Annotated in this window: 20 protein-coding genes; 4 read left to right on the forward strand and 16 right to left on the reverse strand. The window is 60.4% G+C overall.

The features are described from left to right. Positions 1–12: 12 nt before the first annotated feature. Positions 13–1188: a Na+/H+ antiporter NhaA gene (gene nhaA / locus KVH01_RS02880; protein ID WP_217880386.1), complete on the reverse strand. Its 1176-nt coding sequence runs from the start codon at positions 1186–1188 to the stop codon at positions 13–15. Positions 1189–1401: 213 nt separating this feature from the next. Between nhaA and KVH01_RS02885 the strand changes: the two genes are divergently transcribed. Next, complete coding sequence (locus tag KVH01_RS02885) at positions 1402–2499, forward strand: PLP-dependent cysteine synthase family protein (RefSeq protein WP_217880605.1); 1098 nt, start codon at positions 1402–1404, stop codon at positions 2497–2499. A gap of 124 nt (positions 2500–2623) precedes the next feature. Here the strand turns inward: KVH01_RS02885 and KVH01_RS02890 are convergent, their stop codons facing one another. From KVH01_RS02890 to KVH01_RS02900, 3 genes are all read right to left on the reverse strand, one after another. Continuing rightward, on the reverse strand, positions 2624–4237 hold the full coding sequence (locus tag KVH01_RS02890) for an NAD(P)/FAD-dependent oxidoreductase (RefSeq protein ID WP_217880387.1): 1614 nt from the start codon (positions 4235–4237) through the stop codon (positions 2624–2626). Between the two features lie 106 nt (positions 4238–4343). Continuing rightward, the gene (locus KVH01_RS02895; protein ID WP_056847414.1) at positions 4344–5015 is read right to left on the reverse strand and encodes a COG3650 family protein; all 672 of its coding nucleotides are present in this window, start codon (positions 5013–5015) and stop codon (positions 4344–4346) included. Between the two features lie 95 nt (positions 5016–5110). Then, the gene (locus KVH01_RS02900; protein WP_043049976.1) at positions 5111–5710 is read right to left on the reverse strand and encodes a short chain dehydrogenase; all 600 of its coding nucleotides are present in this window, start codon (positions 5708–5710) and stop codon (positions 5111–5113) included. Between the two features lie 217 nt (positions 5711–5927). On the opposite strand from KVH01_RS02900, the gene KVH01_RS02905 reads away from it, so the two are divergent. Continuing rightward, positions 5928–6836: a LysR family transcriptional regulator gene (locus KVH01_RS02905; RefSeq protein ID WP_217880388.1), complete on the forward strand. Its 909-nt coding sequence runs from the start codon at positions 5928–5930 to the stop codon at positions 6834–6836. Here KVH01_RS02905 and KVH01_RS02910 read toward each other — a convergent pair. The 9 genes from KVH01_RS02910 to KVH01_RS02950 form a co-directional block, all read right to left on the reverse strand. Then, the gene (locus KVH01_RS02910) at positions 6833–7318 is read right to left on the reverse strand and encodes a DoxX family protein (RefSeq protein WP_217880389.1); all 486 of its coding nucleotides are present in this window, start codon (positions 7316–7318) and stop codon (positions 6833–6835) included. The genes KVH01_RS02905 and KVH01_RS02910 overlap by 4 nt on opposite strands. Next, positions 7315–8079 carry an HvfC/BufC N-terminal domain-containing protein gene (locus tag KVH01_RS02915; protein WP_217880390.1) on the reverse strand — a complete coding sequence of 255 codons (765 nt, stop codon included), beginning with the start codon at positions 8077–8079 and terminating at the stop codon, positions 7315–7317. The genes KVH01_RS02910 and KVH01_RS02915 overlap by 4 nt, the downstream gene beginning before the upstream one ends. Beyond that, positions 8076–8954, reverse strand: a complete 879-nt coding sequence (bufB, locus tag KVH01_RS02920) for an MNIO family bufferin maturase (RefSeq protein WP_217880391.1) — start codon at positions 8952–8954, stop codon at positions 8076–8078. Before bufB ends, KVH01_RS02915 begins: the two co-directional genes overlap by 4 nt. 23 nt (positions 8955–8977) lie before the next feature. Beyond that, on the reverse strand, positions 8978–9274 hold the full coding sequence (locus KVH01_RS02925) for a BufA1 family periplasmic bufferin-type metallophore (RefSeq protein ID WP_043049981.1): 297 nt from the start codon (positions 9272–9274) through the stop codon (positions 8978–8980). A 249-nt stretch (positions 9275–9523) separates the two neighbouring features. After that, a complete protein-coding gene (locus KVH01_RS02930) occupies positions 9524–10225 on the reverse strand; it encodes an ABC transporter ATP-binding protein (protein WP_046071335.1) in 702 nt (233 codons plus the stop codon). Between the two features lies 1 nt (position 10226). Further along, complete coding sequence (gene livG, locus KVH01_RS02935; protein ID WP_005785832.1) at positions 10227–10994, reverse strand: high-affinity branched-chain amino acid ABC transporter ATP-binding protein LivG; 768 nt, start codon at positions 10992–10994, stop codon at positions 10227–10229. Beyond that, entirely contained in the window at positions 10991–12244 is a 1254-nt protein-coding gene (locus KVH01_RS02940) for a high-affinity branched-chain amino acid ABC transporter permease LivM (RefSeq protein WP_043049982.1), read from the reverse strand. Before KVH01_RS02940 ends, livG begins: the two co-directional genes overlap by 4 nt. Beyond that, entirely contained in the window at positions 12241–13164 is a 924-nt protein-coding gene (livH, locus tag KVH01_RS02945) for a high-affinity branched-chain amino acid ABC transporter permease LivH (protein WP_003193535.1), read from the reverse strand. Before livH ends, KVH01_RS02940 begins: the two co-directional genes overlap by 4 nt. 227 nt (positions 13165–13391) lie before the next feature. After that, positions 13392–14519, reverse strand: a complete 1128-nt coding sequence (locus KVH01_RS02950; RefSeq protein ID WP_003193533.1) for a branched-chain amino acid ABC transporter substrate-binding protein — start codon at positions 14517–14519, stop codon at positions 13392–13394. A 342-nt stretch (positions 14520–14861) separates the two neighbouring features. On the opposite strand from KVH01_RS02950, the gene KVH01_RS02955 reads away from it, so the two are divergent. Next, on the forward strand, positions 14862–15164 hold the full coding sequence (locus tag KVH01_RS02955; protein ID WP_217880392.1) for a DUF2288 domain-containing protein: 303 nt from the start codon (positions 14862–14864) through the stop codon (positions 15162–15164). A gap of 217 nt (positions 15165–15381) precedes the next feature. On the opposite strand, the gene KVH01_RS02960 is transcribed toward KVH01_RS02955, so the two are convergent. Then, entirely contained in the window at positions 15382–17646 is a 2265-nt protein-coding gene (locus KVH01_RS02960; RefSeq protein ID WP_217880393.1) for a putative bifunctional diguanylate cyclase/phosphodiesterase, read from the reverse strand. A 138-nt stretch (positions 17647–17784) separates the two neighbouring features. Beyond that, positions 17785–18153 carry a YkgJ family cysteine cluster protein gene (locus tag KVH01_RS02965; RefSeq protein WP_217880394.1) on the reverse strand — a complete coding sequence of 123 codons (369 nt, stop codon included), beginning with the start codon at positions 18151–18153 and terminating at the stop codon, positions 17785–17787. 250 nt (positions 18154–18403) lie between these two features. Here KVH01_RS02965 and KVH01_RS02970 point away from each other — a divergent pair, with 250 nt between their 5' ends. After that, positions 18404–19750, forward strand: coding sequence for a spinster family MFS transporter (locus KVH01_RS02970; protein ID WP_217880395.1), 1347 nt, complete (start codon positions 18404–18406; stop codon positions 19748–19750). A 160-nt stretch (positions 19751–19910) separates the two neighbouring features. Here KVH01_RS02970 and rapA read toward each other — a convergent pair whose 3' ends face one another. After that, on the reverse strand, positions 19911–22757 hold the full coding sequence (gene rapA, locus KVH01_RS02975; protein WP_217880396.1) for an RNA polymerase-associated protein RapA: 2847 nt from the start codon (positions 22755–22757) through the stop codon (positions 19911–19913). Positions 22758–22784: the final 27 nt, after the last annotated feature.

A 22784-nucleotide genomic window follows, 5' to 3' on the forward strand; every position in this document is an offset into this window, starting at 1 on the left:
TTTCCCAGAGGGTCAGGCTTTCTTGCGACTCGCCATTGCCGTCACCGCGTACCCGATAAAGGCTGCCAGGATCGACCCGGTCAGAATCCCCATGCGGTCCTCACCGGCAAACTCACTGGCGCCCGGCACAAATGCGAGGGAGCCGACAAACAGGCTCATGGTGAAGCCGATTCCGCACAGGATCGCCACGCCAAGCACCTGGCCCCAGTTGGCGCCGCTCGGCAGCGAGGCAATGCCGGTCTTGATCGCCATCCAGGTCAGGCCGAACACACCGACTGTCTTGCCGATCAACAGGCCGGCGGCGATGCCCATGGGCACGTGGTGGGTGAAGCTGTCCAGGCTGACGCCGCTGAGGGAGACGCCAGCATTGGCGAATGCGAAGAGCGGCAGGATGGCGTAGGCCACCCACGGGTGCAGGGCGTGTTCCAGGGTCAGCAGCGGTGAGGTTTCGGCATTTTTGGTGCGCAGTGGAATGCAGAACGCCAGGGTCACCCCGGCCAGCGTGGCATGCACACCGCTCTTGAGTACACACACCCACAGGATCAGGCCGATGATCAGGTAGGGCCCAAGCTTGATCACGCCCAGGCGGTTCATCGTAATCAAGGCAATCAGGCAAGCACCCGCGCCAGCCAGGGATGCGCCGGACAAGTCGGCGGAATAGAACAACGCAATGACGATGATGGCACCGAGGTCGTCAATAATTGCCAGGGTCATCAGGAACAGCTTCAGCGACACCGGTACGCGCTTGCCCAGCAGGGCCAGGACACCCAGGGCGAACGCAATATCCGTGGCCATGGGGATCGCCCAGCCGGCGAGGGCGGCGGGGTTGTCCTTGTTCAGCGCCCAGTAGATCAGTGCCGGCACCACCATGCCGCCGATGGCTGCTGCGCCGGGCAGTACCACTTGGGAGGGCTTGGACAGGTGGCCGTCGAGGAGTTCGCGCTTGACCTCCAGGCCGATCAACAGGAAGAACAGGGCCATCAGGCCGTCGTTGATCCACAGCAGCGCCGGCTTGGCGATGGTCAGCGCCCCCACCTGTGTGACCACCGGGGTCTCGAGGAAGGCGTTGTACAGATGCGACAGCGGCGAGTTGTTAATGATCAGCGCCAAGGCGGCAGCGGCGATCAGCAACAGGCCACTGGCGGCTTCCAGCTGGAAGAAACGGGTAAAAGTGCTACGCAGAGGCAAGGGATGCTCTCCATTCCAGGTTCAATAGGTGGGTACCCTAACCCGTACTGTTAGTTGTTAAAACAAAAGTTATATTCTTATTTGTTATAAAAAACTGGCCGGGTTGTCGACGCGCCAAAGACTAGCAATTGTGTGTCCAATTGAGTCGTTACTGTATCTGTGTGGAGTGAAGGAAACATCCTAAGATCGAGACTGAAAACCTTTAGAGAACTCATCATGAGCGACCACCGTACCTGGGCCCGCGAAGCCATTCGCATCATTGAAGCGGACTTCCAGCGGAGCGCCGATACCCATCTGATTCCATTGCCGCTGCCCGGGTTGCCCGGCATCGAGTTGTACTTCAAGGACGAGTCCAGCCACCCCACAGGCAGCCTGAAACACCGGCTGGCCCGCTCGCTGTTTTTGTACGCGCTGTGCAATGGCTGGCTCAAGCCGGGCGCCCCGGTGATCGAAGCGTCCAGCGGTTCTACGGCCATCTCTGAAGCTTACTTCGCTCGCCTGTTGGGGTTGCCGTTCATTGCCGTCATGCCGGCCACCACCTCCCAGGAGAAAATCGCCCAGATCGCCTTCTACGGCGGCAAGAGCCATCTGGTCCAGGACCCGACGCAGATCTATGCCGAATCCGAACGCCTGGCCCAGGAAAGTGGTGGTCACTTCATGGACCAGTTCACCTACGCCGAACGTGCTACCGACTGGCGTGCGAACAACAACATCGCCGAGTCGATCTTCCAGCAGATGCGTTTTGAACAGCACCCGGAGCCCAACTGGTTGATTTCCAGCCCCGGCACCGGCGGTACCACCGCCACGCTGGGTCGTTATGTGCGTTATCGCCAGCATTGCACCCGCGTGCTGTGTGCCGATGCCGAACGTTCGGTGTTCTTCGACTTCTACCAGAGCGGCGACGCCAACCTGCGCCTGGACTGTGGCTCACGGATCGAAGGGATTGGTCGGCCGCGAGTGGAAGCGTCGTTTCTGCCTGCGGTGATTGATGCGATGGTCAAGGTGCCGGACGCCTTGTCATTGGCGGCCATGCATTACTTGGCTGGGCGTTTGGGACGACGGGTCGGCGGTTCCAGCGGGACCAACCTGATCGGCGCCTTGATAGCGGCGCAACAGATGAAAGCGGCCGGGGCGTCGGGGTCGATCGTGGCGATCTTGTGTGATGGCGGCGAGCGTTATGCCACGACCTATTACGATCAGGCGTGGTTGGCGGGGCAGGGGTATGAGCTGGAAGGGTTGATTGCGGCGGTGGCGGCGAGTGTCGAGCGCGGTGAACCGTTGCCCAACACTATCCTGCGCGCCAATATCTGACCCACCGCAAATCAAAATGTGGGAGGGGGCTTGCTCCCGATTACGGTGTGTCAGTCAAAAATACTGTGACTGAACCACTGCTATCGGGAGCAAGCCCCCTCCCACATTTTATATTGCGGTGTGCTCAGGCCTCTATGCCGAGCATATCCCGCGCCAACGCCTCGGCAATCCGAATCCCGTCAACCCCCGCCGACAGGATCCCGCCGGCATAACCCGCGCCTTCCCCGGCCGGAAACAGGCCTTTTACGTTCAGGCTCTGCATCGACTCATCGCGAGTAATGCGCAGTGGTGACGAGGTGCGGGTCTCGATCCCCGTCAGCACTGCATCGTGCAGCGAATAACCTTTGATCTGTTTCTCGAACGCCGGCAAGGCTTCGCGGATGGCCTCGATGGCGAAGTCCGGCAAGGCCAGGGCCAGGTCGCCCAATGAAACGCCGGGCTTGTAGGACGGTTCTACACTGCCGAGGGCAGTGGATGGTTTGCCGGCGATAAAGTCGCCCACCAACTGCGCCGGTGCCTCGTAGTTGCTGCCGCCGAGGACGTAGGCGTGGGACTCCAGGCGCTCCTGCAACTCGATGCCGGCCAGCGGGCCACCTGGGTAATCCACCTCGGGCGTGATACCGACCACGATGCCGGAGTTGGCGTTGCGCTCGTTACGCGAGTATTGGCTCATGCCGTTGGTCACGACGCGATTGGGTTCCGAGGTCGCGGCCACCACCGTGCCGCCCGGGCACATGCAGAAGCTATAGACCGAACGACCGTTCTTGGCATGGTGCACCAGCTTGTAGTCGGCCGCGCCCAGTTTCGGGTGGCCGGCGTACTTGCCCAGGCGTGCGGCGTCGATCAGCGACTGCGGGTGCTCGATACGGAAACCCACCGAGAACGGCTTGGCCTCCATGTAAACGCCGCGGCCATGGAGCATGCGGAAGGTGTCGCGGGCGCTGTGGCCCAGGGCAAGAATCACATGCCTGGAGAGAATCTGCTCGCCGCCGTCGACGACCACGCCGTTCAACTGCCCCTCTTCGATCAATACGTCGGTGACGCGTTGCTCGAAGCGCACTTCACCGCCGAGGGCGATGATCTGCTCGCGCATGTTTTCCACCACGCCGGTCAGGCGGAAGGTGCCGATATGGGGCTTGCTGACGTAGAGGATCTCTTCCGGCGCGCCGGCCTTGACGAACTCGTGCAGCACCTTGCGGCCGTGGAATTTCGGGTCCTTGATCTGGCTGTACAGCTTGCCGTCGGAGAAGGTGCCGGCGCCGCCTTCACCGAATTGCACGTTGGACTCGGGGTTGAGCACGCTTTTACGCCACAGGCCCCAGGTGTCCTTGGTACGTTGACGCACTTCCTTGCCGCGCTCGAGGATAATCGGCTTGAAGCCCATCTGTGCCAGCAGCAGCCCGGCGAAGATCCCGCAGGGCCCAAACCCCACCACGATCGGCCGCTCGACCAAATCTGCCGGCGCCTGGCCCACCACCTTGTAGCTGACGTCGGGGGCCGGGTTGACGTTACGGTCGTCGGCAAACTTGAGCAACAGGGCGGCTTCGCCCTTCACGTTCAAGTCGATGGTGTAGATGAAGCACAGCTCCGACGATTTTTTACGGGCGTCGTAGCTGCGTTTGAACAGGGTGAAATCGAGCAGGTCATCACTGGCGATGCCCAGGCGCTGCACGATGGCTGGCCGCAGGTCTTCTTCGGGATGGTCGATGGGCAGCTTGAGTTCAGTGATTCGTAACATGACAGGATCCGGTAGGCGGCGGGCGAGAAGGCCGGCTGTTTTGCAAACCGGCGATTATAAGCCCCAATGGCGACTTTCCGTCAGGTTAAAACAGCGCAGGGTCGAATCAGTCGTCCCGCGAGCCGCCAAACGCCGCGCAACCACGCTGCACCTGGCCGTTAACCCGCAACTCGGCGCTCATGTGCTGCAGGCTGCCGCTCACGCTGTCGACGCAGCGCTGGGGCGCCACCCACAGTTCGATGTGTTGGTTATTGGCTTCGGTCATCAGGTTGAAGCGGCCGTCGCCCAGCTGTTCTTCAACGTACGGCACTGCCAGCGGCGGTTGGCCCTCACGTTCCAGCACCATCCCCTTGGCCGTGACGTTCATCGCCCAGGCCGGTTTGTGGCCGTTGGCGCGCAGGATCATGCGCTTGAAGTCCGGGTCGGTACAGGCGGAGGTCGAGCGTTCGACGCGGTACAGCTGTTGCAGCTCCACTTCGCCCTGGGTGCCGGTGGCAACCCCGGAAAACTTGCCGCGCAGGTCGGCAAACAGTGCGCCTTGCTGGCCGGCCAGGGAGGCCGCTTCCTGCAGGATGCTGGTGCCGCCGGTATCCTTGACCACGTAGTTACGCTGGTCGCCGCACGGCTGGAACAACAGCTTGCCGTCCACCGCGGTCAATTCACCCTGCATACGGGTCAGCCCGACGGTAGATGGCTTGGCCGGCTCGCTTTCGAACAGCTGGCAAGCGGCGAACAGGGGAAGCAAGGCACACAGGGCGAGGGTACGGGCGGCACGCATATTGGGTCTCCAAACAAGTGCCGCCACGTTACGCAGGCTGGCGCCGCATCACAAGCCCGCTTGCCAGCTTCAGGTGTTTCTGACAGATATCAAATTCAGCCTACGATAAAGGTCTGACCGGTTTGTAGGCCCTCGACGCTTTTTGCATAAGCCAGTGCCACATCGGCAGCTGGGGCTGGCTTGTAGCCACGGAAATACGGTGCATAGCTGCCCATGGCCTCCAACAGCACCGTCGGGCTCACCGAGTTGATGCGCAAGCCGCGTGGCAATTCAATGGCGGCCGCTTTGACGAACGCATCCAGTGCACCGTTGACCAACGCCGCCGAGGCCCCGGTGCGAATCGGATCACGGTTCAGGATGCCGCTGGTGAAGGTGAACGAAGCGCCGTCGTTGGCATATTCGCGACCGATCAGCAGTAGGTTGACCTGGCCCATCAGTTTGTCACGCAGGCCCAGTTCAAAGTCGCTTTCGCTCATCTCACCCAAGGCTACGAAGTTAACGTTGCCCGCTGCGCAGACCAGTGCGTCGAACTTGCCGGTTTGTTCAAACAATTTACGAATCGAAGCGCTGTCGCTGATGTCCACCTGGAAATCGCCGCTGGTGCGACCGATGCTGATCACTTCGTGACGCTGGCTCAGCTGCGCCTTCACCGCCGAACCGACTGTGCCGCTGGCACCAATCAATAGAATTTTCATCGTGCTGTTCCTCTGGGTTAATTACTTGTAGGAGCGAGCTTGCTCGCGAAAAGCTCAAGGTCGCCGGCGTGCAATCAGGCTTACCGCGTGATCGTTGACGTTCTTCGCGAGCAAGCTCGCTCCTACAGGAGTTGGGATTTGCATTGAGTCTAGTGTGGCTTTTTCAGTGGATAAACGCGCTAATAGGCAACCTTTGGTTTTCAAATGGAAACAATCCATGAGCGAAATGGATGACCTGGCGGCCTTTGCGGTGCTGATCGAAGCTGGCAGCTTTACCCTGGCCGCCGAGCAACTGGGTTGCAGCAAGGGGCAGCTGTCCAAGCGCATCAGCCAGTTGGAAGCGCAGTTTGCCGTGGTGCTGCTGCACCGTACGACGCGCAAACTGAGCCTCACCGCCGCCGGCGTGGCGTTGCTGCCCCAGGCACAAGCGCTGGTGGTGCAGGTGGAGCGCGCGCGCCAGGCATTGGCGCGGCTCAAAGATGATTTGACCGGCCCTGTGCGCATGACCGTTCCGGTTTCGTTGGGTGAGACCTTCTTCGATGGCTTATTGCTGGAATTCTCCAAGCAATACCCGCAGGTACAGATCGAGCTGGAGCTCAACAACAGCTACCGCGACTTGGCCCGGGATGGTTTTGACTTGGGCGTACGCTCGGGCGCCATCGAACATGAACGCCTGGTGGCCAAGCCTCTGCTGGCGTGGCGCGAGATGACCTGCGCCAGCCCGGCCTATCTGGAACAGCACGGCGAACCACTGACCCCGGCGGACCTGGCGACACACATCTGTTTGCTCAACAGTCACTACAGCGGCCGCGAGGAATGGTTGTATCACCAGCAACACGAATTGCTGCGGGTGCGGGTAAGCGGCACGTTTGCCTCTAACCACTACAACTTGCTGAAAAAAGCCGCCTTGGTGGGCGCCGGTATCGCACGCCTGCCATCCTATGTGTTACCGACGGAACTGGCTGACGGCCGATTACGCTGGCTGCTGCGCGACTATCAGACGCGCAGCATGCCGATGTACCTGGTGCATCCCTACCAGGGTGGCCTGCCGCGGCGCACCCAGGTATTGGCCGATTACCTGGTGGAATGGTTCAGGCGCAGCGGCGAGGCGTTGGATCGACTTTAATGTAAGCGACGGGCGATCAAGTGGTCGATGGACAGGCTGCCCGGTCCCTTGGCGAGTAACAGCAACAGCAGCGCAATCCAGGTGCCGTGGGTCGGATAGGCATCCGGGTAGACGAACAACTGGATGGTCAAGGTCATGCCGATCAGGCCCAGGGCCGAGAAGCGTGTAGCCAACCCCAGCAGGATCAGCACCGGGAAAAAATGCTCGGCAAAGGTTGCCAGATGCGCGGCCACTTCCGGCGACAGCAACGGCACGTGGTACTCGCTGCGAAACAGCCACAACGCCGACGCAGCAAGTTTGGGCTCGCCCCATTGGAATGTGCCGCTGACCAAGTCAATGGCAAAGCCTTCGACTTTGGTTTGCCCGGATTTCCAGAACACTGCCGCAATGGAAAAGCGCGCAATAAACGCGATCAGGCTGTAGGGGATGTTTTCGAACAGGGCGACTGCCCGTTTTACCAGGCAGGGAGCGGGCGTGTTCATGGCGATACCTTTTGTTCCAGATGCAAATGAGTGATGGCGTCGTGGCTGATCAGCAGCGTGAGACATTGGTGCAGGTCGAATTCGTCCGAGTTTTCAAGCGCATTGGCAACGGCCACCTCTAACCCCGCGCCATGCTTGAGGCTATTGATAAAGGTGACCGAGCCACTGTCGATGGCGAACACTTTGACCGCCACCCCTTGGCGCAGGACCAGCGCGCCCTGGGCATGCCGGGGGTTAAACGTGTCGATAGCGTCCTCGGCCTGGTGCGCGGCCCATACTGCGACGATTGCGTAGGGGGAGTTCAGCGTGGCGAGTGATGGGTGCAGTTGCACACGCAAGTGCCCCAGTTGCTCTGCGCCTTGCAGTTGTTGAAGAACGCCGGGCTGGTCCAGCACCTGGCGATCCGCCGCGTGGTAGGCGCGAACCCGTAGGCGTTCCAATCGCGCTATATCTGCCAGGTAAGGCACGCTCGAAGCCGGCTCAAACCCTTGGATAAAGTCAGCCAAAGAGTTGCCGTATTCGCTGATCAACGGGGTAGCGGGAGGATAAGCCTGGACGTACAGGCCGGCCATGGCGCGGAAAAACTCATCGCCGACCACCGGATAAGCGGTCGCCAGCCCATTGATCAACGAGCTGTGAACGTTATTGCGATACACCGCGAAGCGGCTCGCAGGGTCGGCACCGTTGCTGCTGAACACACCCTCGGGACAGGCTGCGGCGGGCGTCAGCAAAGCTTGAGCAAATGCCTGTTGAATACTCATCGGGCTACCTGCGACAAATACCATTGGGCTTGCTGCGCCTCGGCCTGCAGCACGCTGAACGCCGGGACCTGATTATCCCGTTCGATCAGCGTGGCTACCGGCCCGGTCCGTGCCAGCACCTGTTCGTACAACTGCCACACGGCGTTATCGATAGGCGCGCCGTGATCATCGATCAGCAGGCGGTCACCCAGGCTGTCGGTGTCTTCAGCAAAGCCCGCCAGATGAATCTCACCGACTGCGCGCAATGGCAGGGCATCGATATAGGCAAGTGGGTCGCGCTGGTGATTGATACAGGAGACATAGACGTTGTTGACGTCGAGCAGCAGGCCGCAACCGGTGCGGCGGATGATCTCGCCGATGAAGTCGGTCTCGTCCAGGGTGGAGCGCTGGAACTGCAGGTAGGTCGAGGGGTTCTCCAACAGCATCGGCCGCTTGAGTGTGCTTTGTACCTGGTCGACGTGGTCGCATACCTGGCTCAGGGTGCTGGCGTCGTAGGCCAGGGGCAGCAAATCATTGAGAAACACCGGGCCGTGGCTGGACCATGCCAGGTGTTCGGAAAAAGACTGGGGTTGATAGCGCTCGATCAGCATGGCCAGGCGTGCCAGGTGCTCATGGTCCAGTGGACCTTCGCCGCCGATGGACAGGCCCACGCCGTGCAGTGACAGCGGGTACTGCGCGCGGATCAAGCCCAGGTAGTGATGAAACGGCCCGCCGGCCACCATGTAGTTTTCGGCGTGTACTTCGAAAAAACCGATGTCCGGGCAGGTCTCTAGCACGTGGGTGAAGTGCTGGGTCTTCAGCCCCAGCCCGGTCCGCAAGGGCAGGCCAGGTGCCTGAGCCGGTGAGACCATGGAGTCGGGTGTTGGCGTCATCATCAGTACTCAGGCTTCGCGGGGGATCAGGACTTGGCGGTGAAGGCGGCTTCCTGGCCGAAGCCGGTCGGCGAGGTGGTGCTTGGGGTCTTGGTGCAGGTGCCGGCGGGCACCAGTTTCCAGGCGTTGGCCTGGTCTTTGGTTTTGGAGGTGCCAGCGCAGGAAGTGCCAGCACCCGCGGCGCAGTCATTCTTGCCGGCTTCAGCCACGCCGAAGCACTTCTGCATGTCGTCGGCCGCATGGGCGGTGGTGCTCAGGGCGGACAGGCTCAGGGCCGAGCCCAGGGCCAGGATGAGGGAGGCGGCGGACAGTTTGGTGGTCATGGGTATAACTCCAGCAGTGGGTTGAATGAGCGGGCTTGATTGCCTGCTTGCACCACTAGAGAGAGGGGGGGGGAGTTCGTTACAACGAGTTCGAAAATAATTCGAGAATCTTTCGGTACACACAAAAAAATGTGGGAGGGGGCTTGCTCCCGATAGCGGTGGTTCAGTCACCAGATGCAGTGACTGTCACCCTGCCATCGGGGGCAAGCCCCCTCCCACATTTAGATCCGGTTTACTCAGTTACCGGTCTTAGCCGCCAAGGTACGCCTCCCGCACCTTCGGGTCCGTCAGCAGTTGCTCGCCAGTCCCCTGCATCACCACCCGGCCGTTTTCCAGCACATAGGCACGGTCAGCAATTTTCAGCGCCTGGTTGGCGTTCTGCTCCACCAGGAACACCGTTACACCGTCCTTGCGCAGCTGTTCGATGATGTCGAAGATCTGCTGGATGATGATCGGTGCCAGGCCCAGGGACGGTTCGTCCAGTAGAAGCAGCTTGGGCTTGCTCATCAGCGCCCGGCCGATGGCGAGCATTTGCTGCTCGCCGCCGGACATGGTGCCGCCGCGCTGGCTGAAGCGTTCCTTGAGGCGCGGGAACAGGTGCAGCACCTTGTCCATCTGCTCCTGGTAGTCGCCCTTGTCGGTGAAGAACCCGCCCATGGCCAGGTTCTCTTCCACGGTCAGGCGCGAGAACACCCGACGACCCTCCGGTACTACGGCGATGCTCTTGCGCATGATTTCGGCGGAGTGCTTGCCCACCAGTTCCTCACCCATATAGCGGATGCTGCCGCCGTGGGCCTGGGGCGAACCGCACAGGGTCATCAGCAGGGTCGATTTGCCGGCGCCGTTGGCGCCGATCAGGGTGACGATCTCACCCTGGCGCACTTCCACATTGACATCGTGCAGGGCCTGGATCTTGCCGTAGAACGTGGAAACGTTTTCGAATTGCAGCATTTTACGCTTCCCCCAAGTAGGCTTTGATTACTTCAGGATTATCGCGGATCTGCTCCGGCGTCCCGTCGGCCAGCGGCGTGCCCTGGTTAATCACGACAATGTGGTCGGAAATGCTCATGACCAGTTTCATGTCGTGTTCGATCAACAGCACCGTGGCGTTGTTTTCCTCACGCAGTACGCTGATCAACGCCTTGAGGTCTTCGGTTTCCTTGGGGTTCAGGCCGGCGGCAGGTTCGTCGAGCATGAGGATCCGCGGGCGGGTCATCATGCAGCGGGCGATTTCCAGGCGACGCTGCTGCCCATAGGCCAGGGTGCCGGCCGGGCGGTTGGCGAACTCGGTCAGGTTGACCTTGTCCAGCCAGTACGCCGCGTACTCCATGGCCTCGCGCTCGCTCTTGCGGAACGCCGGGGTCTTGAACAGGCCTGCGAAGAAGTTGGTGTTCAAGTGACGGTGCTGGGCGATCAACAGGTTCTCGACCGCCGTCATGTCCTTGAACAACCGCACGTTCTGGAAGGTGCGCACCACGCCCTTGCGGGCGATCTCGTGGCCGGCCAGGCCCTGGATCGGCTGGCCGTCCAGCAGGATGCTGCCGCCGCTGGGCTTGTAGAAGCCGGTGAGGCAGTTGAACACCGTGGTCTTGCCGGCGCCGTTGGGGCCGATCAGTGCTACAACCTGTTTCTCTTTCACGGTCAGGGCTACGCCGTTGACCGCCAGCAAGCCACCGAAGCGCATGCTCAAGTTTTCGACTTTCAGGATCTCGCGGCTCATTTGCGCAGCTCCATGTGTGGACGTTGCATGGGCAGCAGGCCTTGAGGGCGCCAGATCATCATCAGCACCATCATGGCGCCGAACATCAACATGCGGTATTCGCTGAACTCACGCATCATTTCCGGCAGCAGGATCATCACGATCGCCGCGAGGATCACGCCCAGTTGCGAGCCCATGCCACCGAGCACCACGATGGCGAGGATGATCGCCGACTCGATGAAGGTGAACGACTCGGGGGTCACCAGGCCTTGGCGGGCGGCGAAGAAGCTGCCGGCAAAACCAGCGAACGCGGCACCCAGGGTGAACGCGGAGAGCTTGATGATGGTCGGGTTCAGGCCAAGGGCACGACAGGCGATCTCATCTTCGCGCAACGCTTCCCACGCGCGGCCGATGGGCATGCGCAGCAAGCGGTTGATCACGAACAGTGCCGCCAGCGCCAGCAACAGCGCAACCAGGTAGAGGAACACCACTTTGCTTATCGGGTTGTAGGCAATCCCGAAGTATTCGTGGAAGGTCTGCATGCCTTCGGCGGCGGTACGGTCGAACGACAGCCCGAAGAACGTCGGCTTGGGGATGCTGCTGATGCCGTTGGGGCCGCCGGTGATATCGGTGAGGTTACGCAGGAACAGACGGATGATTTCACCAAAGCCCAGGGTCACGATCGCCAGGTAGTCACCGCGCAGGCGCAGCACTGGGAAGCCCAGCAGGAAGCCGAACGTCGCCGCCGCCATACCGGCCAATGGCAGGCAGATCCAGAAGCTCCAACCCAGGTAGTGCGAGAGCAGCGCGTAGGTATAGGCACCCACGGCGTAGAAGCCCACATAACCAAGGTCAAGCAGGCCGGCCAGGCCCACCACGATGTTCAGTCCCAGGCCCAGCAACACGTAGATCAGGATCAGCGTTGCAATGTCGACCGCACCGCGGGAGCCGAAGAACGGCCAGATCAGCGCGGCGATAATCAGGCCGATGATAATGTAGCGCTGGGTGCGCGGCAGAGTCAGGAATTGGCTGACCTTGGGCGACACCAACGGGCCACGGTTACCTTTGAACAAGGCACCGACCTGCTGGGTGAACAGCACGCGCAGGAACATCAGCACCGAGCACAGGGCGATGACCGCCAGGGTCACGGGACCGGTGCCATGCACTTCCAGGTTGATGCCGACAATGCTCAGCTTGAGGCCGAGTACCGGAAAGGCCACGGCCCATACCAGCAAGGCGCTGAAGAACGCCGATTTAAGATATCTGCTCATACTTTCTCAACCTCCGGACGGCCCAGGATGCCGGTCGGACGGAACAACAGCACCAGAACCAACAGGCCGAACGCCACGACGTCCTTGTACTGGTCACCGAAGATATCGGCGCCAAAGGCTTCGGCCACCCCCAGCACCAGCCCGCCGAGCATCGCGCCCGGAATGCTGCCGATGCCGCCCAATACCGCTGCGGTAAAGGCCTTGAGGCCCACCAGGAAACCCGCGTTGGGGTTGATCACGCCGTATTGCATGCTCAGCAACACGGCCGCCACGGCCGCCAGTGCGGCACCGATGACGAAGGTCAGGGCGATGATGTTGTTGGTGTTGATGCCCAGGAGGTTGGCCATCTTGATATCTTCGGCGCAAGCCCGGCAGGCGCGCCCCAGACGGGAGCGGGAGATGAACAGGGTCAGGCCCAGCATGGCCACCAGGGTGACGACGAAGACCAGGATCTGCATGTACGAAATCAGCACTTCTTGTGCGCCACCCGGGCCGAAGGAGATGCTCCCCGGGATCAGGTTGGGAATGGACTTGTCCTTGGAGTCCTGGGACAGCAATACGGTGTTCTGCAGGAAAATCGACATGCCGATGGCGGAAATCAGCGGGATCAAACGGTTGCTGCCACGCAAGGGACGATAGGCAACCCGCTCGATACTGTAGCCATAGGCACTGGTTACGATGATCGACGCCAGGAACGCAGCGGTCATCAACAGCGGCAGGGAGTGGATCCCCATCATGGCCAGCCCGGCGAGGGCGATGAAGGCCACGTAGGAACCAATCATGTACACCTCGCCATGGGCGAAGTTGATCATTCCAATGATGCCGTAAACCATTGTGTAGCCAATGGCTATCAAGGCATAGGTGCTGCCAATGGTCAGGCCATTAACCAGCTGTTGGAAAAAATGATAGATCTCAGGCATTACAGCGCTCCTAAAAACCCGATACGCATTTCACTGGTGGAGTCATTTCCGGCTCGGTGCCCTGTTCTGTGACCAGGTTGCACAAAGCGTTTGCCAGCGAACCGCTGGTGACGGTTTTAAGATTTTCAGGTGAGCCAGCGCCCGGATCGCGGGTGACATGGCCCATAAACCTCGTAAAACAAAGCCCACTGCTTGCACAGTGGGCTTGTTGACCAGTAACGCCTGGCTTACTGAGGGGAAACTTCGGTTTTTGGTTTACCGAAGTGCCATTCGTAGACCACGAACTTGAAGTCCTTCAGATCACCTTTGGCGTCGAAGCTCAGGTCGCCGGTAGGGGTCTTGAAGGTACCCGCGTGGATGGCCTCGGCCACTTTGGCGGTGTCTTCGCTCTTCGCCGCAGCGATACCGCCAGCGATGACTTCAACAGCAGAGTAGGCCGGGAACACGAACGGACCGGTTGGGTCCTGCTTGTTCTTGGCGAACTCTTCAACGATGGCTTTGTTGGCAGGGTCGGTGTCGAAGGATTTCGGCAGGGTCACCAGCAGGCCTTCGGAAGCGCCCTGGGCGATTTGCGAGATGGAGTCGTTGCCGACGCCTTCTGGGCCCATGAACTTGGCGTTCAGGCCTTTTTCCTTGGCTTGGCGCAGGATCAGGCCCAGCTCAGGGTGGTAGCCGCCGTAGTAGACGAAGTCGACGTTGGCTTGCTTGAGTTTCTGGATGATCGAGGAGAAGTCCTTGTCACCGGCGTTCAGGCCTTCGAAGACGGCAACCTTGGTGCCTTTCTCTTCGAGGGTTTTCTTCACGGCGCTGGCGATGCCTTCACCGTATTGCTGTTTGTCGTGCAGCACGGCGACGATTTTCGGCTTCACATGGTCGGCGATGTAGTTGCCGGCTGCCGGGCCTTGCGCGCTGTCGAGGCCGATGGTGCGGAAGATCAGCTTGTAGCCACGGGAGGTGATTTCCGGGCTGGTGGCGGCTGGGGTAATCATGATGACGCCTTCGTCTTCATAAATATCCGACGCAGGCTGAGTGGAGCTGGAGCAGAGGTGACCGACTACGAACTTGACGCCGTCGTTGACCACTTTGTTGGCGACGGCCACGGCTTGTTTCGGATCGCAGGCGTCGTCGTATTCCTTGGCTTCAAGCATTTTGCCATCGACGCCGCCTTTGGCGTTGATGTCTTTGATGGCTTGCTTGGCACCCATGAATTGCATGTCACCGTATTGCGTCACCGGACCGGTCTTGGGGCCGGCAATGCCGATCTTGATGGTGTCGGCTGCGAACGAATGGCCGGCAACCCCAGCCAGGACCATAGCGGCAAACAGTTTGGAAATCTGCTTAGTAGCCTTATTCATAGTGCTCCACTCTTACTGTTGTATTTTTTATAGTTCTAGCGGCCTTGTGAGCTGCAGAACCGGATCAGATATCGCGGATATCCCCCCCGGCATTGCCCTGGCAACTGTACCGGTACAGTGTAGAGCGCCGGTTGATCGCTTGAAAAGCTGGCAGCTGGGGGCATACCACTGCTATGTCGCTTAAATGAAAGAAAAAGACAGAATTGCGGCGGGTTCATATCAGCCTTCAAGGCATTCCTTGGCTTTCCTGGCACTTTCAGTCGCTACTTCATTTGCTACTGGGTTTTTCTGCCTGGGTTACGACGCTATGATTGCGCCGATTTTTTTCTCAGGTGAACTCCCATGACGCAAGAACCTAGCACCCTCTATGCCAAGCTGCTCGGTGAAACCGCCGAAATTTCCTGGAAGGAGCTCGAGCCGTTCTTTGCCAAGGGTGCCCTATTGTGGGTCGACGCCGGCCTGGATCTGATAGAAGCGGCTGAGGGAATGGCCGAGGACAACCGTGACAAAGTCGCCGCCTGGCTGGCTGCGGGGAGCCTTGGCGAAGTGTCTGCAACGCGGGCTTTAGACTTGGTGGAGCGCGATCCGAACCTGTGGGCGGTGGTGGTCTCGCCTTGGATTTTGATCCAGGAAAGGGCGGCTTGAGAATTGCCTGCACGAAAAAGGTGCGTCTTTTTAACCTCTGTAAGTGTGTAGCGGAGTAACCGCCCGGCCGGTGATGGCACCTTGCCGTAGAGAAAGGTCACAGCCGAGGGTGACGTAAACGTCACGGGAACAGTTGATACCGAGGGGAAACCGAGGATGAATTGTTTCCGGGTGTGCCAGGGCGCTGAAGGCCAACAACTGCACTGTCCATTCGATCTCAGCGGATTGGCCTGACGATGGAAGGCGGGCCGATGCGCGCCGGCGCAGGGTCGTTCGACGGTGGGGTGTCCGTGGCGCCTTCCACGCTGAATGGGTAAATCGGGTTGCGCAGCGCAATGCCTTGAATCACACCGATGATCTCGTTGAAGGGCACCGCCGGGCTGAGCAGGTACCCCTGGATATAGTCGCAGTCATGTTTGAGCAGCAGCTCGAATTGCTCCTGGGTTTCCACGCCTTCAGTGACCACCTGCAAGTGCAGGGTGTGGGCCATGCCGATAATCGCCTGGACAATTTCGCTGTCGGCTCTGGACCTCGGGATGTCCTGGATAAACGATCGGTCGATTTTCAAGGTGTTGAGCGGCAAGCGCTTGAGGTAGGCCAGGGATGAATAGCCAGTGCCGAAATCATCGATCGCCAGGGAGACACCCAACGCACGGATTTGCCGCAACAGCGCCAGGGTGCTGCTGATATTGCCCATCAGTGCATTTTCGGTGACTTCCAGTTCCAGGCGGTTGGCAGCCACAGCGGCGAAGCGCAGGGCGGCTTCGATTTCATCGGCCAACTCGTCCCGGGCCAGGTTCAGCGCCGAGCAGTTCACCGCCATGGTCAGCTCGGTATAGCCTCGGTCAGACAGCAGGCTCAGATCATGACAGGCCTGGCGCAGTACCCAGTGATCAAGCTCGGCGATCAGTCCGTTATTCTCGGCGATGCCGATAAAGCGGTCCGGTGCCAGCAGCCCGTGCTGCGGATGCTGCCAGCGCACCAGGGCTTCCAGGCGCGTGACCTTGGCAAGTTTCATGTCGAAGATCGGTTGATAAAAGAGCACCAGCCCACTGCGTGCGCGCAGGGCAGCGCGCAGCTCTTCTTCCAGCTGCAGCTCGAGGAACGCGCGGGTTTTCAGGTTGGAGCTGAAGAAGTGCAGGCTGTTGCGCCCGGCGTCCTTGGATTGATAAAGCGCCAGGTCCGCTGTTTTAAGCAGCTCTTCGCAGGACTGGCCATCATCCGGGAACAGGCTGATGCCGATGCTGGTGGTCATCACCATGCGCCGGCCGGCCAGTTCGATGGGTTCTTTCATTTTCTGCATGATGCGCAGGGCCATGTGCCGTGCTTCGTCGCGGTGATGGATATTGATCAGGATGCAGAACTCGTCGCCACCAAACCGGGCGACCACGTCCTCATGGCTGCGTACCGAGCTTTTGATATGCCCGGCCAAAACTGTGAGCAACTGGTCGCCGGCGTCATGCCCAAGGCTGTCATTGATGCGCTTGAAGTGGTCTATATCGAGGAATATAACCGCCATCATTCCTTTGTTTCGCGTTTTTTCGACGATTTTTTCCGCGAAAATCTGATTGAACCCGCGGCGGTTGAGCAAATTGGTCAATGCATCGAAGTGGGCCACCTGCTGCAGTGAGGCGCGAGCCTGGTCCAGTTCGCTGAGCAGCGCGTTGACCCGGCGCAGGTCATGCTCCTTGTGTTGCAGTTTTTTGTCCGCCAGGGCTGCGCTGATACTGCTGCCGATTACCAACAAGGTAATCACAGCCACCGACAGGCCCAGTTGAATCGGGTTGTTATCTGCCGGCAGCGACAGGTCCGCATCATTGGGTACCAGCATTTGCATGGCGGCCATGCCAGTGAAGTGCATGCTCAGGATCCCGGCGCCCAGCACCAGGCTGGCGGCGTATTTGAGTAATTGGTGAAAGACTCCGGCACCGTTGCGCAAATAACTCGACAGCAGTAAAGCTGCCAGGCTGGCACCGATGGCTATCGCCACCGACGCCATGAACAGCCGCGATTCAACGTACACCTGGGCCTGGGAGCGCATGGCCGCCATGCCCACGTAGTGCATCAGTGCGATGCCAAGGCCCATCCACACAGAGGCCACCAGGTATTGATGGAGCCGCAGGTGGGCATGGCTGAGGGTTTGCATGGCCAATAGTGCAGCGATCAGGGCGATCAGCAGCGAAGCGAAGGTCGTGAGCAATTCGTAGTGAATGGCGACAGGGGCCTGGAAGGCCAGCATGCTGATAAAGTGGGTCGACCAGATCCCACCTGCCAGGCAACCTGCTCCCAGCCAGCACCAATGACGGCGGGCGGTGGGGTCTTCGACATGGCCGACGCGTTCAGCCATGTCCAGCGTACCGAAACCCGCTGCGCAGGCGACCAGGTACGCGAGTAGCACCAGAAACGGGTTATGACTGCAGTTGAGTAATAAATGCCCGCTGTCTGGAAGGTCGGTAAAAAAATGCTGCCCCAGCCATTCCATAGCTTATCCCGTCATGGAGCCACGTCACTGCCAGAGGCGATGACCTATGACGTCGAGTATAGAAGCTTCGTGGTATTTGCCATGAATAATGGCACTTTGCCTCCAATGATTTTGGCATGCGACACATAGCATTTGGTGCTAAGCGCTGATGGGCAATTGCAGTTCGAAGTGTTGCTCTTCAAGGGGCGCCAGGCCGAACGCGGCGCGGGCTGCATCGCAGTCGATGTTTTGCACCCCCTGGCTCCAGGAAGAATCGAACTCGCGGCATACGCTGGAACGCTGTTCATAGATCGAGCAACTGGTTGCCTGTCCTACCTCGCCTTCAAGGCTGCAGCACCGTGCGGGCTTCTGGTCGGTACCGATCATCGCCACGCGGCTGGGGTTGATCTGCACCACCAGATCATCGGGCACCGAGCCCCCGGAAGAGGCGCACTCACCCCAAAAGAAAGACACACGAAAGTGTGAACAGCAGGCACCGCAATTCAGACACGGACTGGCTTCGGACATGGGCGTCATCGATAAAAAGGTAAGAGGAGGGTGCTACGGAAGGCTCGCCATTCTATCCGCGCCAAGGCCGTTGGGAAGGGGGGCAAGCACTTATATTTCTGTGGGTGAAATCCCGCGTTACCGGGCGAAATCATGCCCTATCAGCTTTACGAATCATTACAGACAACCGCTGCCAGCCTGATTATGTTGCAGGTACCGGGCAGGATGCGTCGGGCATCGCAGCTCTCATAACAATAAAAGAGACGGACCCATGCAGAACTCGACCCAAGCGGCGAATGCCTGGCGCATTCTGTTCCTGCTGTTCCTCGCCAACCTGTTCAATTTCTTCGATCGCACCATCCCCGCGATCATCATCGAGCCCATTCGCATGGAATGGCACCTGAGCGACTTCCAGCTCGGGATCATCGGCACCGCCTTTACCATTGTCTACGCCATCGCCGGGCTGCCGCTCGGACGCCTGGCCGATACTGGCTCACGCAGCAAATTGATGGGCTGGGGCCTGTTCGCCTGGAGCGGGCTGACGGCGGTCAACGGCTTGGTCGGCAGTTTCTGGACCTTCCTGCTGGTGCGTATGGGCATTGGTATTGGCGAGGCCAGCTATGCGCCGGCTGCCAATTCGCTGATTGGCGACCTGTTTCCCGCCCACCGCCGCGCGCGCGCCATGGGCATTTTCATGCTCGGTTTGCCGTTGGGGCTGTTGCTGGCGTTCTTTACCATCGGCTGGATGGTCAAGGCATTCGACAGCTGGCGCGCGCCGTTCTTTATCGCGGCGGTGCCGGGGCTGATCCTGGCGGTGTTCATGTTCTATATAAAAGAACCCAAGCGCGGCGCGGCGGAAACCGTGCAAGTCTCCCAGGAGCGCGTCGACCGCCCGATCCGTCGCGTGCTGGCGGTACCGACTTTCCTGTGGCTGGTGCTGGCCGGGTTGTGTTTTAACTTCGCCACCTACGCGTGCAACTCGTTCCTGGTGCCGATGCTGCAGCGTTATTTTCTGATGCCATTGCAGGATGCGGCTGTCGCGACTGGTGTGATTGTCGGCTTGACCGGCCTGGTGGGCTTGACCCTGGGTGGCTGGATTGCCGACAAGATCCATCAACGGGTCGCCAATGGCCGTCTGCTGTTTGCCGCGTGCAGCTTGATCATCTCCACGGTGACTACCGCCTGGGCCCTGCATGCCGGGCGTATCGAGATTGGCGTGTTTGTCGCGCTGTTCAGTGTGGGCTGGTTGTTTGCCTACAACTTCTACACCTGCGTTTATACGGCGATCCAGGATGTGGTCGAACCGCGCCTGCGCGCTACGGCAATGGCGCTGTTCTTTGCCGGGTTGTATTTGCTGGGTGGCGGGATGGGACCGATCGTGGTGGGCGGGCTGTCTGATCACTTTGCCCATTCGGCAATGTATGCGGCGGGAGCGGAGCAGATGACTGAGGCTTATAAAGCCGTGGGGTTGCATGACGCCATGTACCTGATTCCGGTGGCGCTGTTCTTGACCATGCTGTTTTTGTTCCAGGCGTCACGCAGTTTTGTGCGCGATGCCAAGCGCATGAAGGATGGGTTGAGTGGGGTTGAGGTGCCGGCTGCTGCGGTAACGGCATGAGGCCGAGGTGACGCTATCGGGAGCAAGCCCCCTCCCACACTGACCGAGTAGAGTTCAGACAACTCGGTCAAATGTGGGAGGGGGCTTGCCCCCAATGAGGCCCTCAAGACCAATAAAAAAAGGCCCGCACTAAGCGGGCCTCCTAATTGGCAGCGAATGATTAGCCGGCCACCAATACCCGAATCGCTTCCAGTCGCAGCGCCGCCTTATCGAGCATGGCCAGGCCTTGCTCGCGTTGATTGCGCAAGGCAACCAGTTCGCTGTCACGCACGGTGGGGTTGACCGCTTGCAACGCGGTCAGGCGCGCCAGTTCTTCGTCGGTGTCCGCCGCCAGGCGGCGCTTGGCCTCGGCCACACGCTCGGCGTGGCGCGGGGCGATCTTCTCTTCACCGGCGTTGATACGCGGTGTGAGCTGGTCGCGCTGGGCCTGTACGAACTTGTTGGCGCTGGCCCGCGGTACGCTTTCCAGTTGGTCGTTCAAGGTCACAAACGACACGCGCCCCGACAGATCGTTGCCATTGGCATCCAGCAGGCAGCGCAGGGCGGCCGGTGGCAGGTAGCGGCCCAGTTGAAGCGAGCGCGGCGCCACCACTTCGCTGACGTAGAGCAGTTCCAGCAACACGGTGCCCGGTTTGAGCGCCTTGTTCTTGATCAACGCCACGGCGGTGTTGCCCATGGAGCCGGACAGCACCAGGTCCATGCCGCCTTGCACCATCGGGTGTTCCCAGGTGATGAACTGCATGTCTTCGCGCGACAGTGCCTGGTTACGGTCGTAGGTGATGGTCACACCCTCGTCGTCACCCAGGGGGAAGCTGGCGTCGAGCATTTTTTCGCTCGGCTTGAGGATCAGCGCGTTTTCCGAATGGTCTTCGCTGTCGATACCGAAGGCGTCGAACAGAGTTTCCATATAGATCGGCAGGGCGAACTGGTCGTCTTGCTCGAGGATGTCCTCGACCAGCGCATCGCCTTCACCGGCGCCGCCGGAGTTGAGTTCCAGCAAGCGGTCACGGCCGGTGTGCAGCTCCTGCTCCAGGCGTTCGCGCTCGGTCCGGGCTTCGTCGATAAGGGTTTGCCACTCGCTGTCGTCGGCGGCTTCCAGCAATGGCAGCAGGCGCGGGCCGAACTGATGCTGCAAGGCGTTGCCGGTCGGGCAGGTGTTGAGGAAGGCATTCAGTGCTTCGTGATACCACTGGAACAGGCGCTGTTGAGGGCTGGTTTCCAGATAAGGTACGTGCAACTCGATCACATGCTTCTGGCCGATCCGGTCCAGACGGCCGATGCGCTGTTCCAACAGGTCGGGGTGGGACGGCAGGTCGAACAGCACCAGGTGGTGGGAGAACTGGAAGTTGCGGCCTTCACTGCCGATTTCCGAACAGATCAGCACCTGGGCACCGAACTCTTCATCGGCGAAGTAGGCGGCGGCGCGGTCACGCTCGAGGATGTTCATGCCCTCGTGGAATACCGTGGCGGGGATGCCGGAGCGCACGCGCAGGGCGTCTTCCAGGTCCATGGCGGTTTCGGCGTGGGCGCAGATCACCAGGACCTTGGTGCGCTTGAGCATTTTCAGTTGGTCGATCAGCCACTCGACCCGTGGGTCGAAGCGCCACCAGCGGTTTTCTTCCTCGATGTCCGGTTGCGCCTGGAAGCTGACTTCCGGGTACAACTCGGCGTGTTCGCCCAACGGCAATTCGAGGTATTCATCCGGGTTCGGCAGCGGGTAGGCGTGCAGCTTGCGCTCGGGGAAGCCTTGCACGGCGGCACGGGTGTTGCGAAACAGCACGCGGCCGGTGCCGTGGCGGTCGAGCAGTTCACGCACCAGGCGGGCACTGGCTTCGCTGTCGCCATCGTTGACGGCGGTGAGCAGGGCTTCGCCTTCGTCACCGAGGAAACCCTGGATAGTCTTGTGCGCGGCCGGTGACAGGCGGCCCTTGTCCAGCAGTTCCTGCACGGCCTCGGCCACCGGGCGATAGTTCTCGCTCTCGGCGCGGAAGGCCTGCAGGTCGTGGAAACGGTTTGGATCGAGCAGGCGCAGGCGCGCGAAGTGGCTGTCCTGGCCGAGTTGTTCCGGGGTGGCGGTCAGCAGCAGCACGCCTGGAATAACCTCGGCAAGCTGCTCGACCAGGCTGTATTCGGCGCTGGCCTTGTCTTCATGCCACACAAGGTGGTGGGCTTCGTCGACCACCAGCAAGTCCCAGCCGGCCGCGAACAGCGCATCCTGGGCCTTCTCGTCATCCACCAGCCATTCCAGCGCAACGAGTGCAAGCTGGGTGTCTTCGAACGGGTTGGTGGCATCGCTTTCGATAAAGCGCTCTTCGTCGAACAGCGCGACCTGCAGGTTGAAGCGGCGGCGCATTTCCACCAGCCACTGGTGCTGCAGGTTTTCCGGGACCAGGATCAACACACGGTTGGCACGGCCCGACAGCAGTTGGCGATGGATCACCAGGCCCGCTTCGATGGTCTTGCCCAGGCCCACTTCGTCAGCCAGCAAGACCCGTGGTGCGATACGGTCGGCGACTTCACGGGCGATGTGCAGTTGGTGCGCAATAGGTTGCGCGCGTACGCCACCCAGGCCCCACAACGAGGACTGCAACTGGCGGCTGGTGTGTTCCAGGGTGTGATAGCGCAGCGAGAACCAGGCCAGCGGGTCGATTTGCCCGGCGAACAGACGGTCGCTGGCCAGGCGGAACTGGATGAAGTTGGACAGTTGGGTTTCCGGCAGGGTGACCTGCTCGTTCTGCCCATTCAGGCCGTGGTAGACCAGCAGGCCATCGACGTCGTCGACTTCCTGTACGGTCATTTTCCAGCCTTCGAAATGGGTGATGGTGTCGCCCGGCGAAAACCTCACGCGAGTGAGGGGCGCATTCCGTAGCGCATACTGGCGGGTGTCGCCAGTGGCCGGATAGAGCACGGTCAACAAGCGCCCGTCCTGTGCCAGAACGGTGCCTAACCCCAGCTCTGCTTCGCTGTCACTAATCCAGCGTTGCCCCGGTTGATACTGCTGCGCCATGCTGCCTGACTCCCGCCGTGAAAAAGC

Origin of the sequence: Pseudomonas khavaziana, assembly GCF_019145205.1 — a bacterium.
GTDB lineage: Bacteria > Pseudomonadota > Gammaproteobacteria > Pseudomonadales > Pseudomonadaceae > Aquipseudomonas > Aquipseudomonas khavaziana.